16 protein-coding genes and 1 pseudogene are annotated in these 16,091 nt (G+C 61.7%); 7 read left to right on the top strand and 10 right to left on the bottom strand.

The genetic code is table 11. The annotated features are described in order from the left end of the window. The 3 genes and pseudogenes from Q7U29_RS08825 to Q7U29_RS08815 all read left to right on the top strand — a co-directional run. Positions 1–152 (top strand): annotated as a pseudogene (locus tag Q7U29_RS08825) (sodium:proton antiporter); the annotation flags it as partial. Positions 153–340: 188 nt separating this feature from the next. Then, positions 341–1,429: a TRAP transporter substrate-binding protein gene (locus Q7U29_RS08820; protein WP_304740504.1), complete on the top strand. Its 1,089-nt coding sequence runs from the start codon at positions 341–343 to the stop codon at positions 1,427–1,429. A gap of 183 nt (positions 1,430–1,612) precedes the next feature. Further along, a complete protein-coding gene (locus Q7U29_RS08815) occupies positions 1,613–2,701 on the top strand; it encodes a TRAP transporter substrate-binding protein (protein ID WP_304740502.1) in 1,089 nt (362 codons plus the stop codon). Between the two features lie 81 nt (positions 2,702–2,782). Here Q7U29_RS08815 and Q7U29_RS08810 read toward each other — a convergent pair whose 3' ends face one another. The 7 genes from Q7U29_RS08810 to Q7U29_RS08780 all read right to left on the bottom strand — a co-directional run bounded on the left by Q7U29_RS08810 (position 2,783) and on the right by Q7U29_RS08780 (position 10,155). Further along, the gene (locus Q7U29_RS08810) at positions 2,783–4,441 is read right to left on the bottom strand and encodes a TRAP transporter large permease subunit (RefSeq protein ID WP_304740501.1); all 1,659 of its coding nucleotides are present in this window, start codon (positions 4,439–4,441) and stop codon (positions 2,783–2,785) included. 29 nt (positions 4,442–4,470) lie between these two features. Beyond that, entirely contained in the window at positions 4,471–5,052 is a 582-nt protein-coding gene (locus tag Q7U29_RS08805) for a TRAP transporter small permease subunit (protein ID WP_304740499.1), read from the bottom strand. Positions 5,053–5,276: 224 nt separating this feature from the next. After that, positions 5,277–6,890, bottom strand: coding sequence for a TRAP transporter large permease subunit (locus tag Q7U29_RS08800; protein WP_304740497.1), 1,614 nt, complete (start codon positions 6,888–6,890; stop codon positions 5,277–5,279). Next, the gene (locus tag Q7U29_RS08795; RefSeq protein ID WP_304740508.1) at positions 6,887–7,426 is read right to left on the bottom strand and encodes a TRAP transporter small permease subunit; all 540 of its coding nucleotides are present in this window, start codon (positions 7,424–7,426) and stop codon (positions 6,887–6,889) included. The genes Q7U29_RS08800 and Q7U29_RS08795 overlap by 4 nt, the downstream gene beginning before the upstream one ends. A 316-nt stretch (positions 7,427–7,742) precedes the next feature. Then, complete coding sequence (gene moaA / locus Q7U29_RS08790; RefSeq protein ID WP_304740495.1) at positions 7,743–8,771, bottom strand: GTP 3',8-cyclase MoaA; 1,029 nt, start codon at positions 8,769–8,771, stop codon at positions 7,743–7,745. A 108-nt stretch (positions 8,772–8,879) separates the two neighbouring features. After that, positions 8,880–9,335: a hypothetical protein gene (locus Q7U29_RS08785; RefSeq protein ID WP_304740494.1), complete on the bottom strand. Its 456-nt coding sequence runs from the start codon at positions 9,333–9,335 to the stop codon at positions 8,880–8,882. A 133-nt stretch (positions 9,336–9,468) separates the two neighbouring features. Beyond that, complete coding sequence (locus Q7U29_RS08780; RefSeq protein ID WP_304740493.1) at positions 9,469–10,155, bottom strand: HAD hydrolase-like protein; 687 nt, start codon at positions 10,153–10,155, stop codon at positions 9,469–9,471. Positions 10,156–10,295: 140 nt separating this feature from the next. Between Q7U29_RS08780 and rpiA the strand changes: the two genes are divergently transcribed. The 3 genes from rpiA (at position 10,296) to gor (ending at position 13,221) form a co-directional block, all read left to right on the top strand. Next, a complete protein-coding gene (gene rpiA / locus Q7U29_RS08775; RefSeq protein ID WP_304740492.1) occupies positions 10,296–10,994 on the top strand; it encodes a ribose-5-phosphate isomerase RpiA in 699 nt (232 codons plus the stop codon). A gap of 24 nt (positions 10,995–11,018) precedes the next feature. Then, positions 11,019–11,576 carry a DUF2059 domain-containing protein gene (locus Q7U29_RS08770; protein ID WP_304740491.1) on the top strand — a complete coding sequence of 186 codons (558 nt, stop codon included), beginning with the start codon at positions 11,019–11,021 and terminating at the stop codon, positions 11,574–11,576. Between the two features lie 259 nt (positions 11,577–11,835). Next, positions 11,836–13,221 (top strand): glutathione-disulfide reductase, encoded by a 1,386-nt coding sequence (gene gor, locus Q7U29_RS08765; RefSeq protein WP_304740489.1) that lies wholly within the window; start codon positions 11,836–11,838, stop codon positions 13,219–13,221. A gap of 242 nt (positions 13,222–13,463) precedes the next feature. On the opposite strand, the gene Q7U29_RS08760 is transcribed toward gor, so the two are convergent. Both Q7U29_RS08760 and Q7U29_RS08755 read right to left on the bottom strand, forming a co-directional pair. Beyond that, positions 13,464–13,886, bottom strand: coding sequence for an ADP-ribosyltransferase domain-containing protein (locus tag Q7U29_RS08760; protein WP_304740506.1), 423 nt, complete (start codon positions 13,884–13,886; stop codon positions 13,464–13,466). Positions 13,887–14,197: 311 nt separating this feature from the next. Further along, positions 14,198–14,482, bottom strand: a complete 285-nt coding sequence (locus tag Q7U29_RS08755; RefSeq protein ID WP_304740487.1) for a hypothetical protein — start codon at positions 14,480–14,482, stop codon at positions 14,198–14,200. Positions 14,483–14,589: 107 nt separating this feature from the next. Here Q7U29_RS08755 and Q7U29_RS08750 point away from each other — a divergent pair, with 107 nt between their 5' ends. Next, a complete protein-coding gene (locus Q7U29_RS08750) occupies positions 14,590–14,769 on the top strand; it encodes a DUF3072 domain-containing protein (protein ID WP_304740485.1) in 180 nt (59 codons plus the stop codon). 159 nt (positions 14,770–14,928) lie between these two features. On the opposite strand, the gene Q7U29_RS08745 is transcribed toward Q7U29_RS08750, so the two are convergent. After that, the gene (locus Q7U29_RS08745) at positions 14,929–15,828 is read right to left on the bottom strand and encodes an alpha/beta fold hydrolase (protein WP_304740483.1); all 900 of its coding nucleotides are present in this window, start codon (positions 15,826–15,828) and stop codon (positions 14,929–14,931) included. Positions 15,829–16,091: the final 263 nt, after the last annotated feature.

The following is a 16,091-nucleotide window of genomic DNA, read 5'->3' as shown; positions in this document are numbered from 1 at the left end:
GTGAAATCCCGCTGCACATGTCGATTCGCGCCACCTCGGATTCGGGAACTCCGGTGGTCGACAGCGAGCCCGACGGACCCCATGCGGCGATCTATCGCGCGATCGGCGCCAAGGTCCGCGATCAGCTTCAGGGCGTCATCGCCGCCGCCTGAGCTGATTTCCGGAGACTATGCGACTTTCGTTTAAACAGTGCAGTCATGCCGTGGTCGTGTATTCCGAGCGCAAATTTCCGTGTTAAAGCGCCCCCGCCAGAGTGCCTTACGGCGGACGCAAATACCGCTTCGCCGAATTTGCGCTCCAGGAAATCTGGGAAGAAATGCCCCAACTAGGAGAAGGCTGAATGAAGCGTCGTGATTTTTTGAAAGTTTCCGTGGCCGGTGCCGCGGCCACCGCCGTGGCCTCGCCGGCGATCGCGCAATCCTCGCCCGAGATCAAGTGGCGCATGACCTCGAGCTTCCCGAAGTCGCTCGATACGATTTACGGCGGCGCTGATCATTTTGTGAAACAGGTTGCGGAAATGACCGACAACAAGTTTCAGATTCAGCTGTTTGCGGCGGGCGAGATCGTCCCGGGCCTGCAGGCGCTGGATGCGACCTCCAACGGCACCGTCGAGATGAGCCATACGGTCTCGTATTATTACGTCGGCAAGGATCCGACCTTTGCGATCTTCTCGGCGGTGCCGTTCGGTCTCAATGCGCGCCAACAGAACTCCTGGCTCTCCCAGGGCGGCGGCAACGAGCTCGCCAACGAACTCTTCAAGAAGCATAACGCGATCGGTTTTCCCTGCGGCAATACCGGCACCCAGATGGGCGGCTGGTTCCGCAAGGAGATCAAGACCGTTGCGGATCTCTCCGGCCTGAAGATGCGGATCGGCGGCATCGCCGGTCAGGTGCTGCAGAAGGTCGGCGTGGTGCCGCAGCAGATTGCGGGCGGCGATATCTATCCCGCGCTCGAAAAGGGCACCATCGACGCCGCCGAATGGGTCGGCCCGTATGACGACGAGAAGCTCGGATTTCAGAAGGTCGCGAAGTATTACTACTATCCCGGCTTCTGGGAAGGCGGTCCGACCGTTCACGCCTTCTGCAATCTGGAGAAGTGGAATTCGCTGCCGAAGAGCTATCAGGCCGTGATCACCAACGCGACCGCAGCCGCAAACAGCTGGATGGCGGCGCGTTATGACATGCAGAACCCCGCAGCATTGAAGCGGCTGGTGGCCAGCGGCACCCAGCTTCGACCGTTCACCAACGAGGTGCTGGAAGCCTGCCTGAAGGCCACCAACGAATTGTGGGCCGAACTGTCCGGAAAGAATGCCGACTTCAAGAAGTCGATCGATGCGATGCAGGCTTACCGGTCCGATCAGTATCTGTGGTGGCAGGTCGCCGAGTATACCTATGACAGCTTCATGATCCGCTCGCGCACCCGCGGCTGAGGTCCCGAGGACCAGAAACAGGCCTTAAGTCGTAGAAACCAGCCCGGCCTTCGTAAGAAGGCCGGGCTTTTTTTCATTTGCAAGCCAGTTCGGCATGGAAATCCGGAACCGGATGTTCCATGCTGATCCCCAGCCTCGACAAGAAGGCAACGGACGCAAGCACAATCAGAGAGGAATTGATCAATGAAGCGACGAGACTTTATCAAGGTCACCGGGGCTGGCGTCGTGGGTGCCGCCGCCATGGCCGCGCCGGCTATTGCGCAATCGACGCCGGAAATCAAATGGCGGATGGCGGCGAGCTGGCCGAAATCGCTCGATACGCTGTTCGGCGGCGCGGAAATGATGTGCAAGATGGTGGCTGAGGCCACCGACAACAAATTCCAGATCCAGCTCTTTGCTGCGGGCGAAATCGTTCCCGGACTGCAAGTGCTCGACGCCGTGCAGAACGGCACCGTCGAATGCGGTCACACCGCGTCGTATTATTACTTCGGCAAGGATCCGACCTTCACCTTCGGCTCGGCGGTGCCTTTCGGGCCCAACCAGCGCCTCAACCAGGCCTGGTACATGCAGGGCGGCGGCAAGGAGCTGTTGAACGATTTTTTCAAGGGCTTCAACGTCCACTCGCTGCTCGCCGGCAATACCGGCGCCCAGATGGGTGGCTGGTTTCGCAAGGAAATCAAAACGGTCGATGATCTCAAGGGCCTCAAATTCCGTATCGGCGGATTTGCCGGGCGGGTAATGCAGAAACTGGGCGCTGTGCCGCAGCAGATCGCCGGCGGCGACATCTACCCCGCGCTGGAAAAGGGCACCATCGACGGTGCCGAATGGGTCGGGCCCTATGACGACGAGAAGCTCGGCTTCTACAAGGTCGCGCCGAACTACTACTTCCCCGGCTGGTGGGAAGGCGGCCCGATGCTGCTGGCCTACGTCAATCTCGACAAGTGGAATGCGCTGCCGAAGCATTATCAGAGCGTTCTCGAGCAGGCCGGCCAGTATGCCAACAGCTGGATGATGGCGAGATACGACCAGGGCAATCCGGCGGCGCTGCGCCGCTTGCTCGCGGGCGGCACCAAGCTGCAGCCCTTCCCGCCGGCCGTCATGGAAGCCTGCCTCAAGGCTGCGAGGGAATTGCACGCTGAAACGGCCGCGGCCAATCCGAACTTCAAGAAGGTGCTGGAATCGCTGACCGCCTTCACGAGCAACGGCTACCAGTGGTTCCAGGTCGCGGAAATCGGTTACGACAATTTCATGGCGCGTCACTCCAGGGGCTGATCTGCAAGCAGATCGGCGCTGACCACCAGACGACGAAAAACCCCGGAGCTTTCGCTCCGGGGTTTTTTGCCTGCAGCGTGGCTACTGCTTCGAGGGAGGGCCGAAGTCCAGCGGAGGGGGCTCGAATTGCGGAACCTCGATCTGGATGGTGTTTGGATCGATCGTCGATGCGACCCCCTTGTAGTGCATCACCATCTGGGGGAACAGGATCACCAGCCCGACCATGATGCACTGAATCACCACGAACGGCACCGCGCCCCAGTAGATCTGGCCCGTGGTGACGGGATCCATGCGCTTGCCGGTGACCCGGTCGACATAGGATTCCTTCGGTGCAACCGAGCGCAGGTAGAACAGCGCAAACCCGAACGGCGGATGCATGAACGAGGTCTGCATGTTGACGCCGAGGATCACGCCGAACCAGATCAGGTCGATTCCGAGTTTTTCGGCGGCCGGCCCCAGCAGCGGGATGATGATGAAAGCCAGTTCGAAGAAATCCAGGAAGAACGCCAGAACGAACACCAGCGCATTGACGAAGACGAGGAAGCCGACCTGTCCGCCGGGCAGCGAGGTCAGCAGGTGCTCTACCCAGACATGGCCGCTCACGCCGTAGAAAGTCAGCGAGAAAACGCGGGCCCCGATCAGGATGAAGATGACGAAAGCCGACAGCTTGGCGGTCGATTCGGTCGCCTGCCGGATCAGGTCCCAGCTCAGCCGGCGCTTGGCGGCGCCCAGCAGCAGTGCGCCGGCGGCACCCATGGCGCCGCCCTCGGTCGGCGTTGCGATGCCGATGAAGATGGTGCCGAGCACCAGGAAGATCAGGAACAGCGGCGGCACCATCACGAAGGTGGTCTGCTGGGCCATGGCCGACAGGAAGCGGTATCCCGTGAGCTTGTCGAGGACCCAGTTCAGCACCGCCACGAAGAAGGCAAACAGGATGCCGAAGAACATGCTGAGCACGACGAAATCCGCGCCAGTCGTCTTCGAGCCCCGCATTGCCAGCCAGGCGAAGGCGACGCTGGCGATGGTGAGCACTCCCAGCGAGACCAGTCCGCGGCTGCCGTCCTTCTCGCGAAAGCCGATCGCCTCTGCCGGCAAGCCCGGCGCCGCCTTGGGAAAGATCATCGAGACCAGAAATGCGTAGGACGCATAGAGAGCGGCGAGCACCATTCCGGGAATGAACGCGCCCTCGTACATGTCGCCGACAGATTTGCCGAGCTGGTCGGCCATCACGATCAGCACCAGCGAGGGCGGGATGATCTGCGCCAGCGTGCCCGAGGCTGCAATCACGCCGGATGCCACGCGCCGGTCATAGCCGTACCGCAGCATGATCGGCAGCGAGATCAGGCCCATCGAAATCACCGAAGCCGCGACGACGCCGGTGGTCGCCGCGAGCAGGGCGCCCACGAAGATGACCGCATAGGCGAGGCCGCCACGGATGGTGCCGAACAACTGCCCGATGGTGTCGAGCAGGTCCTCCGCCATGCCGGATCGCTCGAGTACCAGTCCCATGAACGTAAAGAAGGGAATCGCCAGCAGCGTGTCGTTGCTCATCACGCCATAGACGCGTTCGGGGAGCGCCTGCAGGAAGTCCGGCCGGAACTCGCCGAGTTCGATGCCGACGAAAGCGAAGATCAGGCCCACCGCGCCGAGAGAGAAAGCCGCCGGATAACCCAGCAGCAGGAACACGACCAATGACACGAACATGATCGGCGCCATATTGGCGATAATAAAAGCTGACATCTAGATTCCCCTGCGACCCCGTCCTGCGGTCAGCGTTTTTCGATCGCTTCGATGAGATGCTCGACCTCGGCCTCAAGGCCGTGCACCTGGGTTGCATGCGGATCCGGAATCAAGCCGCGCATCACGGCGATTCGCTTGATCAGTTCGGATATGCCCTGCACCAGCAGCAGGGTGAATCCGATGATGATCAGCGACTTGGCGGGCCATTGCGGCAAGCCGCCTGCGTTGCTCGATTGCTCGTTGACCTCGACAGAGCGCATGAAGAACGGGCCGCCCGTTATGATCATGACGATGCACAGCGGAATCAGAAAGAAGGCGTGACCGACCACGTCGACCCAGTCCCGCAGCTTCTTCTTCATCATGTTGCTGATGATGTCGATCCGGATGTGCTCGTTATCGAGCAGGGTCCACGGCGCGCAGAACAGGAACACGATGCTGAACAGCAGCCACTGAAGCTCGAGCCAGGAATTCGACGAGACGTCGAAGGTTTTTCGGATGATCGCGTTGACCGTGGCGACGACTACCGCCACCAGGATCAGCCATGCCAGGCGCTTGCCCACCCATTTGGTGAACGCATCGATTCCCCGGCTCAATTTCAAGAGCGATTGCAACGAAATCCCCTCCCAGTTGCGCCTCTGCCCGTCTTTCCCGCGCCTGTCAGACGCGGCGGCTTATCCTGCCCGGCCAGCATGAAGCAATCATACCATTCCAGCGCGCGGAGCCGCCGTCAATTGGAAGTTTGTTGATATTGAAGAGGAATATTCGGGCGCGGCAATGCCGTGCCCGGCCACGGGCACAGCCGGCGGCAAGTTTCGTTCTGCCCTGCGGGCAGACGCTACCGAGGCTTCCCGAACGTATTGAGATCGAGCGGCGGCAGGTCCTCCATTTGCGGAATCTCGATCCTGACCTTGCTGATGTCTTCGGCGCTGATCGGCTTGTCGAGCAACGCCGTCACGGTCCACGGGAACGCGATCACCAGCACAACCATGATGATCTGCAATCCGATCCAGGGTACGGCGCCCCAGTAGATATCCGAGCTCTTGACCGATCTGGGCGCCACGCCGCGCAGGTAGAACAGCGCGAAGCCGAACGGCGGATGCAGGAACGAGGTCTGCATGTTGACGCAGAGCATGACGCCGAACCAGATCAGCGCCGCGTCCGCGCCGACCACCGGCGTCAGAACCTTCTGCGCGATCGGTGCCACCATCGGCAGGATGATGAAGGCGATCTCGAAGAAATCGAGGAAGAACGCCAGGAAAAAGATGAAGAGGTTTATGAAGATCAGGAAGCCCCAGACACCGCCGGGCAGCGAGGTCAGCATGTGTTCGAGCCACACCCCGCCCGAAACACCGAGGAATACGATCGAGAAACAGGTCGACCCGATCAGGATGAACACCACCATGGTGGTCAGGCGCATGGTGCTTTCGTAGCCCTGCTTGATCAGGCTGCGCAGTTCCGGGATGCGCACGGCCTCGAGGCAAACCCAGACCACGGCGAAATAGGCGAAGACGAAGGTGAGCTTGAACAGCAGGCCCTGCGTCAGGAAAACTCCGATGATGGCGCCGATACCCAATGCGATGACGCCGGCAATCAGGATCTTCTGGCCGGTGCTGCTGAACTCCTTGCTGTGGATTGCCGCGAGCACGATGGCGCCGACCGCGCCCATGGCGCCGGCCTCGGTGGGAGTGGCAAGGCCGAGCATCATGGTACCGAGTACGACGAAGATCAGCACGGCTGACGGGATGATGCCCATCAGGCATTTGCGCCACAATGGCCAGCCCCGCAGCGTGAGCTGGTCGCGCGGCACCGGCGGCACATGGTCGGGCTTGATGAGGCCGAGCAGGAAGGTGTAGCCGGCGAACAGCATGATCTGCAGGATCGACGGGCCCCATGCACCGAGATACATGTCGCCGACCGACTTGCCGAGCTGGTCGGCGAGCACGATCAGCACCAGCGACGGCGGCACCAGCTGGGTGATGGTGCCCGAAGCCGCCAGCACGCCGGTGATATAGCGGATGTTGTACTTGTAACGGATCATCACCGGCATCGAGATCAGCGCCATCGCGATCACCTGCGCCGCCACCGTTCCGGTAATGGCGCCGAGGATGAAACCGACGATGATGACGGAGTAGCCGAGGCCGCCACGGATCGGACCGAACAGCTGGCCCATCGAATCCAGCATGTCTTCGGCGAGGCCGCATCGCTCCAGGATCGCGCCCATGAAGGTAAAGAACGGGATCGCGAGCAACAGTTCGTTGGACAGCACGCTGCCGAAGATCCGGCCCGGAATGGCCTGCAGGAAAACGAAATCGAAGAAGCCGAGATAGATCGAGAGGAAGCCGAACAGGAATCCCACCGCGGCCAGCGTGAATGCCACCGGGAAGCCGATCAGCATCGCCAGAATCAGGCCGCCGAACATCAGCGGCGGCATCATTTCCAGCGTGATCATTGCATCGGTCTCTCGTATTTGGCGTCGATGGTCACGAGGTTCTGCAGCGCGGCGATGCGCTTGATGACCTCGGATACGCCCTGCAGCGCCAGCATCACGAAGCCCGCCGGAACCACGATCTTGATCGGCCAGCGCAACAGGCCGCCGGCATTGCTCGACGCCTCGCCGACGGCGTAAGCCTGCATGAAGAACGGCCAGGACAGCCAGGACAGCAGCAGGCAGGCCGGGATCAGGAACACCAGCGTGCCGATCAGATCGAGCCAGAGCTGGCCGCGCTCGGAGAGCATCAGATAGAGGATTTCGACCCGCACATGTTCATTGCGCTTGAAGGTGTAGGAAGCGCCGAACATCACCAGGATGGCGAACATGTACCATTGCAGTTCGAGCCAGCCATTGGAGCTGTAGCCGAAGGCGTAGCGGATCATCGCATTGCCGGCGCTGACCACGCAGGCCGCCAGGACCAGCAGGTTGCAGACGTTGCCGATTTTTTCGTTGAGCAGGTCGATCCCGCGGCTCAGCGCCAGTAGCGGACGCATCATGTTCGTCCGGGCTTTCGCCGGTCGAGCGGATCCGGCGCTTCAGCGCTCTTCTTTTCGCCGCCGTGTGTCGCGCCAACGGCGCCACGGCTTGTTGTTTGTTGCGACCTCAATGTCATCCCCCAACCAGCGCTCTTGCCGTCTTGACTGCGCCCTTGAGAGCGCAGCGGCCCATTCGGCCATGCAAGCATAAAGCCGCCGCACCATTTCAGCGCGGCGCGGCAGCGTCAATTGGAAAATGGAAACCTTGCGACGGGCGCGTGATCGCATCAGCCCATTCAGCCCATAATGTAACAGCGCGGTAACAGACTGCTCTTCAGCCGCCGGTGACGCTCATATGCCGGCTGACGCTCGGGCGGTTATGCCGGCGATCGATGATGAAGTCGTGGCCCCTGGGTTTCAGGCCGATGGCGCGGTCGATCGCGGCGGAGAGCAGGTCATTGTCGGCGGAGGCCCGCAGCGGCTTGCGCAAATCGGAGGCATCTTCGTGGCCGAGGCAGGTATGCAGCGTGCCGGTGCAGGTGATGCGCACCCGGTTGCATGCTTCGCAGAAGTTGTGGGTCATCGGCGTGATGAAGCCGAGCTTGCCGCCGGTTTCGGCAACGCTCACGTAACGGGCAGGGCCGCCGGTGTCATCAGGCAGATCGGTCAGCGTGAATTGCTGGGCCAGGCGCGTGCGCAGCAGCGACAGCGGTACATACTGATCGATGCGACCTTCGCCGATGTCGCCCATCGGCATCACCTCGATCAGCGTCAGCGCCATGCCCTTGCCGTGCGCCCATTGCATCAGGCCGGGGATTTCCTCCTCGTTCAGGTTCTTCAGCGCCACCGCGTTGATCTTGACGGCGAGGCCCGCCGCGCGCGCGGCCTCGATGCCGGCCAGCACCTTGTCGAGATCGCCCCAGCGGGTGATCGCCTTGAATTTCGCGGGGTCAAGGGTGTCCAGCGAGACGTTGATGCGGCGTACCCCACAGTCGCGCAATTCAGAGGCAAAGCGCGCCAGCTGCGAGCCGTTGGTGGTCAGCGTCAACTCGCCGAGCGCGCCCGAGTCGAGGTGGCGCGACAGCGAGCGCACCAGCGACATCACGTTGCGCCGGACCAGCGGCTCGCCGCCGGTCAGCCGCAGTTTCTTCACGCCCTTGGCGATGAAGGCCGTGCACAGCCGGTCGAGCTCTTCCAGCGAGAGCAGATCTGCCTTGGGCAGGAATGTCATGTCTTCCGACATGCAGTAAAAACAGCGCAGATCGCAGCGATCGGTAACCGATACCCGCAAATAGCTGATGGTCCGGCCGAACGGGTCGGTCATCGCACGCGATAGTGATGCGGAAGAACTCGGTGACGACATGCAGATGCACCTTTTCGGTAGCAGCCGCGGAGAGGGCGCTACCCTCGCAATCTAGGCAGGTTGCGGCAGCAGTACAATCCGCACATGTTCAGGTGCAGCGCACGCGCCTCAGCGGGCGGCTGGCGGAGGTGGAGGCGGGAACGGCGATTCCGCGGGTGCGGCCGCTGCCGGCTTCGGCTGTTTCGGCTTGCGCGGCCGCTTGCGAACCGGCTTGGGTGGCGGCCCCGCCGGCTTCAGTTCCGCAACCACCGGGTTGGGATCGATCGTGGTCGATGCCGGGGTCGAGAAATCGCCGGGGAGATTGATGACCTGCACCGGGACGGTGACCGGCAGGAACTTGTTCATGGTGTAGGTGACGGTGAAGCCGCTATCGACCGCGGGAACCGCGACGGAGCAGGGGGTTGTGCAGCCCGGTCCCACCGAGGTTTTGGCGTCGGCACCCGACGGAATCGAATCGAGCTGGAGCTGGACGGTGGGCGGCGCGGACTTGAAGGAATCCAGGGAAAACGAGGAACACCCGGCCAGGCTGGCCCCGGCAACCGCAATGACGACAACACGACGCATATCGGCCACTCTATTGCGGCTAGCCGCCACAATCCCGCCCCGACCTTAGGAGCGTCAGGATATCGGCGCAACCACGCCGGGCGGAATCGTTAAAAAGTGGTTAATTCCAATATTTATTAATATAATCAATGTCTTATTGTGAGTTCCGGGGCACCGCCAGGCGTTCGACGGCGTCCGGCAAATGGCGCATATGGCTGATCAACAGGTCCGGTTTGAGATCAGCGATCGGCACCTCGGTGTAGCCGAATTCAACGCCGATCACCGGAATCCCGGCGCGGCGGGCAACGCCGATATCCGGACCGGCATCGCCCACCATGATCGCTCCGCCAATAAGCCCGCCGGCGCGCGCCACCGTCTCGCGCAGGATCACGGGGTCGGGCTTTGCAACCCCGAACGTGTCGGCGCCGCAGATCGCGGCAAACCGCGAACTCAAGCCGAGCTGGCCGAGCAGCAGCTTCGACAGCCCCTCCAGCTTGTTGGTGCAGACCGCGAAATGAAATCCACGCGCGGACAGTTCGTCGAGCGCGCTCTCGAGGCCCTCGAACGGCCGCGAGACGTCGGCGATATGGGCGGCGTAGTAATCGATGAAATCCCGAAACATCCGGTCGATGTCTTGAACGGACATGATGCGGCCGTCCACCTCCAGGCCGCGTTCGATCAGCTTGCGGGCGCCCGCGCCGATCAGGTTGCGCGCGGCATGCAGCGGCACCGGCGGGACGCCCTCGCGGTCGAGCACGAAATTGAGCGCGTTGATCAGGTCGGGCGCGGTATCCACCAGCGTGCCGTCGAGATCGAATACAACGATGCGGGGAGAGGTCATGCGAAAATCGCTATCGGTCCGGGGGCGATCGTGCAAGCCCTACGACCGTCATTGCCCAAGTCCCCTTTATACGGCTGTTCCTTCCGCCAAAACGACGCTAGATATGCCCCGCAAACACCGGCTTCCCGGAGGCCAATCGCGTGAATATGGACGATTTGAAACGGCAGGCGGCGGCGCGCGCGCTCGAGCATGTGCGGGACGGCATGAAACTCGGTCTCGGCACCGGTTCGACCGCCAGGCATTTTGTCGACCTGCTCGGCGAAAAGGTCCGCGCCGGACTGAAGGTGGTGGGCGTGCCGACCTCGGAGGCGACCCGCATCCAGGCCGGGCAATGTGGCATTCCCCTGACCACGCTCGACGACGTCGACCGGCTCGACCTCACCGTCGACGGCGCCGACGAGATCGATGCCGCTCTCAACCTGATCAAGGGCGGCGGCGGCGCGCTGCTGCGCGAAAAGGTCGTGGCCACCGCGTCTGATCGCATGATCGTGATCGCCGACGACACCAAATGGGTCGATGTTCTCGGCCGCTTTCCGCTCCCCGTCGAGGTCATTCCGTTCGGCCTGGCCGCGACGAAGCGCGCAATGGCCGGGGTATTTGCGCAAACCGGCAATTCCGGGCACATGGTGCTGCGAAAGGGCAAGGACGGCCACGTTTTTGTCACCGATGGCGGCCACTGCATTGTCGATGCCCATCTGGGGCAAATCACCGATGCGCCGCGACTGGCGGGGTTGTTGACCGCCATACCCGGTGTTGTCGAGCACGGGCTGTTCATCGGGATTGCCAACCTTGCCGTTCTGGCGGGCGCCCAGGGAATTCGCGTAATTGAACGGCGCTGACGCCGCAATCTCAGGAGAGTTGGAATGAAACTTGTTTCGAAGATTTTGTCGGGCGCAAGCCTTGCCTTGAGCCTCACCTTGGGACTGGCGGTATCAAGCGTTCCGGCCGTAGCGCAGCAGAAGCAGCCGGCGCCGGCTGCGTCCGCCGTGCCGCTCAAGCAGGGCTCGGCGGCAGCACTGGCCGCCGCCAAGGAAATCCTGGCGTTGAAGAACGCCAGCGCGATGTACGCCAGCGCCGTTCCCAATCTCGTCGAGCAGACCAAGAACGTGCTGCTGCAGAACAACCTGAACTACCAGAAGGATCTCAACGAGGTCGCCGTGATCGTCGCCCAGAAGCTCGCCGGCCGCGAGAAGGAAATCGGCGATGGCATGGCGAACATCTACACCAACGAGTTTTCCGAGCAGGAATTGAAGGATCTCGTCACCTTCTACAAGTCGCCGCTCGGCCAGAAGCTCTTGGCGGCCGAGCCCCGCGCCATTCAGTTCAGCATGTCCTACATGAACGGCTGGGCGCAGAATTTCTCGGAAGTCGTCAACGGTGAATTCCGCACCGAGATGCGCAAGCGCGGCAAGCAGATCTGAGGAATGCGCTTCTTCCCTTCTCCCCTTGTGGGAGAAGGTGGCGCCTCACGCAGTGAGGCGACGGATGAGGGGTTCTCTCCGCGGACGATCTGTTCGCTGAAGCAACCCCTCACCCAAGTGAGTTTGTTGCGGACGCCGGCGATGCCCTCTCCCACAAGGGGAGAGGGCGGTGCGACTGGCGCCGGTTATGGCGACTGGCGAATGGCAAGCGTACTACCCGTCATTCGCCATTCGCCATTCGCGTGAATAGAGGGATGCCATGGCTGAGTTCGACGTCGATCTGTTCGTGATCGGAGGAGGGTCCGGCGGGGTGCGCGCCGCCCGGATCGCCGCTGGCCATGGCGCCAACGTGATGATCGCCGAAGAGTACCGTATGGGCGGCACCTGCGTGATCCGCGGCTGCGTGCCGAAAAAGCTGCTGGTCTACGCCTCGCACATCCAGCACGAGATCGAGGACGCCGCCGGTTTCGGCTGGACCATTCCTCAGGCGACCTTCGACTGGTCGACCTTGATGGCCAACAAGGACCGCGAGATCGCCCGGCTGGAAGCGGCCTATACCACCAACGTCGAAAAATCCGGCGCCCGCGTGGTCAAGACCCGCGCGGTGTTCGAGGGCCCCCATACGCTGCGGCTCGCGACCGGCGAGACCGTCACCGCGAAATACGTGCTGATCGCCACCGGCGGCGCGCCCAATCACGGCGCCGAGATTCCCGGCATCGAGCACGTGATCTCGTCCAACGAAGTGTTTCACCTGCCGCAATTGCCGAAGCGCATCGTGATCCAGGGCGGCGGCTACATCGCGCTGGAATTCGCCTGCATCTTCGCCGGTTTTGGTTCCGACGTGACGCTGATCTATCGCGGCGACAACATTTTGCGCGGTTTCGATGAGGACGTCCGTGCCCATGTCCGCGCCGAGATGGAGAAGAACGGCATCACCATTCTCACCGGCTGCACCGTTGCCAGGGTCGACAAGCACGGCAGCGAATTCACCACCCATCTGTCGAACGGTTCCAGCATCGCCTCCGACCAGGTGATGTTCGCGATCGGCCGGCATCCCGCCGTCGCCAATCTCGGGCTGGAAACCACAGGCGTCGCCATCAATCCCAAGAACGGCGGCATCGCCGTCGACAGTTTTTCCAGGACCTCGGTGCCGTCGATCTACGCCATCGGCGACGTCACCCATCGCACCAACCTCACGCCGGTCGCGATCCGCGAGGGCCATGCCTTCGCCGACGCCGTGTTCGGCCAGCGCACCGTCGAGGTCGATCACAGCAATATTCCGACCGCGGTGTTTTCCCAGCCCGAGGTCGGCACCGTCGGCCTTACCGAAACCGAGGCCCGCGCCCAGTTCAGCCGTGTCGATATCTACAAGGCCAGTTTCCGGCCGATGAAGGCGACGATGTCCGGCCGCGACACCCGCGTGCTGATGAAGCTGGTGGTCGACGGCACCACGGATCGCGTCGTCGGCTGCCACATCGTCGGCGACGGCGCCGCCGAAATGGTCCAGGTGCTCGGCATCGCCGTGAGGATGAAGGCGACCAAGGCCGATTTCGACGCCACCATGGCACTGCATCCGACCGCGGCGGAAGAACTGGTGACGATGCGGACGGTGAGCGCGAGGTATGTGAGGGAAGCGGCGGAGTAGGGGGGCGGCGCGACGGTCGCGGGGTCTTACGACCCATTGGCTCCAGGCTCCCGGCCGCCTGACGCTTGCATGCGCCTCTGTAATCCGGAAGAGGGCCACTCCGGGGAGGGAACTGCCGCGAAGAATTGTGCAATCACTCCCGCTTCAGATTGAGTGATGCGGCCGGAGGCAAGGCTTTCCTCCAGATGACGCTTGGCCGCGCTACTGCTCTTTGAATATCCGCCTTCGTCCCGGTCGATCATCTAAAGCCTCGTCGTGATCTCCTGAAGAATAACTACGAACTTGACGCGCTGACCTCTAACGATCTGGAATTCCGTGTCGACGATCTGAAACCGGCAATCTGTCGGAAGAAGAGCCTCTTCCTCTTGAAAATTTGGCGACAAAAACCAAATCGCCCTCGCACTTAACGCCCGAATGATGAATAAGACGTTTCCTCCAAAAGCCCCTGTCTCTTTGAAAGACGCGCTTGTGAACGCCGGGAAGGTTACAACCTGCCCTTCACGGTATTGCGCTGCAAAGGCATCTATATCGTCCGCGTTATACCCGCGGAATACAGTCCCGTTCGTGCCCTTGATGGGAGCAAGCTTGCTCAACCCGGAATTCAGGACTTCAGCGAATGCCACAACGTCCTGGTGCGGATTGCCGGACCAAAGCTCCGTATTTATGTAACCGTGCCAGCCATTAGCGGTAGAGTAGACGTAGAATGCAGCGCTTCGGTATTGGTAATTTGATCGTAAAACCCTTCATCCAACTTGTTCAAATCACATATTCTCCCGAGGCATCTCGCTGCCTCGGCACCACCGATCAACCTCTTGAGGACCTCATAAAATCTTGTTCCGCGCACCCATCCGCATCCGATGCAGGTTCGACGACGTTATGAATGGCGCCTAAGCGCATTCCACTCCGAAGTGTGGGAAGACATCACCAGACCTCTGAGCGAGCATTGGCCAATTGTTTCGAATTGCACTCCAGCAGATCATCGCGCACGGCGGCCGTGCGCGCCTTTCAGGGGTTTTCGGCTGACAGCGCGGGTATCCAGCTTCAGCCGCTCATCGACGTCCATGAGCCGTTCCTCGCCGCCGAGCCGGTTCCGCTCGGCGATCAGGCCGAGCATGACCACGCGCATCGCCATCAGCTGCATCGAGGCCTCGGAGCAGTCCTCGTCCCCGTTGACCTGTTTGCGGATGGTGGCCCCGGCGCTCAGCATTTCCTGGCGTAAGAACCTGATTTTCCTGCGGATTTCGTTAAGCTTGTTGTTCATTTGGGGGCCTCGTGGGGTTGACCTCCATAGAGAACAAAATAAGAACAAACTTCAAGTTAAGATTTGCAGCCGGCCCAAAAATCTTTTGAGCATCTCTGGAGTTCCCGATGACGCGTCTACCCGATCAGATCGACGCCCCGATGACGCCCCGTCAGCTGGCGACCCTGCGCACCCTCAGCGCCGAGGCTTACCAGCCAAAACTGTTCGAGAAGAACCTGACCGCGCAGGAAGCCGAGCGGCGGATCCTGGCGCTGAAGGCGGAAATCGAGCTGGCGAATTCGTTCTGACATTGGCTGCCTTCAAGCAGGGCCAATGACGCAGCAGCGCCACCAGGCCCAATATTGCCTGGTGACGCTGCGCCAAATCCGGATAGTGCAATCCCCCGGTAGATATCGGTCTTTGCAGCAGAGAAAAGGTTCAACGGGTGACTGACGGGCAGGGCGAGGTTACGCCTGAATCCATTCCGCCGCACCGCGCCACAGCGTGTCGCGGTGTTCGGGGCGGAAGAAACCGAAATGACCTATTTTGCCGACGCCGGCGTCGGCGGGCGTGATGGTGAGAATTTCCGGCTCGATCGAAGAAAATCCCGAACACAGCAGTCCGACCGCCGGCCGCGTTGCCCAGGGATCGTCGGCAAGGCACAGCGCACGCAGCGCACCCTTGTAGTTCTCGAAATTCGACAAGCCCGGCAGTTTGGGATCGGTGAACAGATAGCGCTCGCTCATGACCCAGCCGACCCATTGCTCGAACACGCCCTTCGGCAGGTCCTGGCCGAGGCCGCTCCAGCCCGGCGCATAGCCGAGCAGTTTTGTCAGCGGCAAGCCGACGAAATTCAGCATGGCGTAGACGCGATAGCGCTCGGGCGAGGCCATCAGTTTCCAGTAGCCGGCCTGTGCCGCGATGAAGAGGGCGCGCGATATCTCGGTGTTGTTGGGGAGCAGTCCCAGCGCCTGGCCGCCGAAGGAATGGCCGACATAATTCAGCGGCAGGGTCTTGTAGCGCTCGCGCATCCAGGCCACCGCGGCGGCGGCGTCGAGCGCGGCCCAGTCCGACATCGTGGCCTTGAAGCCGGCCAGCGGCTTCAGCTGGTTGTAGCCGACCATCGCCTTCTGCCTGGAATCGCCGGTGCCGCGATAGTCATAGGTCAGCACCGCGCAGCCGCGCCGGGCCAGATAGCCGGCGAACCCCTTGTAGATCCGGCGCGGAGTCGCCGTGGCCGAATTGATCAGGACGGCATGGCGCTTCGCCCCCCGCGGCAGGAACAGCGTGGCCCCCAGCTGATACCCGTCGGTCGCCGGGACGGTGATGTCGTCGATGAAAACGTCGTCCAGCGCAGCCTCAGCCAACCCGTGTTTCCTCTCCCGCTTTCGTGGATCCCGATACCAAATGCGAATTCAGCTTTTGCCGCAAGGGGTTGTATCGCCAGGTTGAATTTCAGCCGCATCATCCGGAAAAGTGGTCCCGGCTTTCCGAAAAGATCATGCGTAAACAAAAGGATAGAGCGGGATGTCTCCAGGCTGACGTCATCGCGCTCTGGCGGTCTGTGATCAGCCTGTGTATAACCCGGCCCTTCGCTGCCTGCCATAAGTAGCGGTTATTGTTCAGGAGT

The sequence above is a fragment of the Bradyrhizobium sp. genome (assembly GCF_030654605.1).
Classification (GTDB): Bacteria; Pseudomonadota; Alphaproteobacteria; order Rhizobiales; family Xanthobacteraceae; genus Bradyrhizobium.
Note: the sequence above shows the minus strand (reverse complement) of the source record. Positions and strands in the feature narration are given on the sequence as shown.

Coding starts and splice junctions, on each gene's coding strand:
- gor (WP_304740489.1), top strand. CDS start 11,836: ATGGCTGAGTTCGACGTCGATCTGTTCGTGATCGGAGGAGGGTCCGGC.
- Q7U29_RS08785 (WP_304740494.1), bottom strand. CDS start 9,335: ATGCGTCGTGTTGTCGTCATTGCGGTTGCCGGGGCCAGCCTGGCCGGG.
- Q7U29_RS08820 (WP_304740504.1), top strand. CDS start 341: ATGAAGCGTCGTGATTTTTTGAAAGTTTCCGTGGCCGGTGCCGCGGCC.
- Q7U29_RS08770 (WP_304740491.1), top strand. CDS start 11,019: ATGAAACTTGTTTCGAAGATTTTGTCGGGCGCAAGCCTTGCCTTGAGC.
- Q7U29_RS08815 (WP_304740502.1), top strand. CDS start 1,613: ATGAAGCGACGAGACTTTATCAAGGTCACCGGGGCTGGCGTCGTGGGT.
- Q7U29_RS08800 (WP_304740497.1), bottom strand. CDS start 6,890: ATGATCACGCTGGAAATGATGCCGCCGCTGATGTTCGGCGGCCTGATT.
- moaA (WP_304740495.1), bottom strand. CDS start 8,771: ATGTCGTCACCGAGTTCTTCCGCATCACTATCGCGTGCGATGACCGAC.
- Q7U29_RS08750 (WP_304740485.1), top strand. CDS start 14,590: ATGACGCGTCTACCCGATCAGATCGACGCCCCGATGACGCCCCGTCAG.
- Q7U29_RS08780 (WP_304740493.1), bottom strand. CDS start 10,155: ATGACCTCTCCCCGCATCGTTGTATTCGATCTCGACGGCACGCTGGTG.
- Q7U29_RS08810 (WP_304740501.1), bottom strand. CDS start 4,441: ATGTCAGCTTTTATTATCGCCAATATGGCGCCGATCATGTTCGTGTCA.
- Q7U29_RS08755 (WP_304740487.1), bottom strand. CDS start 14,482: ATGAACAACAAGCTTAACGAAATCCGCAGGAAAATCAGGTTCTTACGC.
- Q7U29_RS08795 (WP_304740508.1), bottom strand. CDS start 7,426: ATGCGTCCGCTACTGGCGCTGAGCCGCGGGATCGACCTGCTCAACGAA.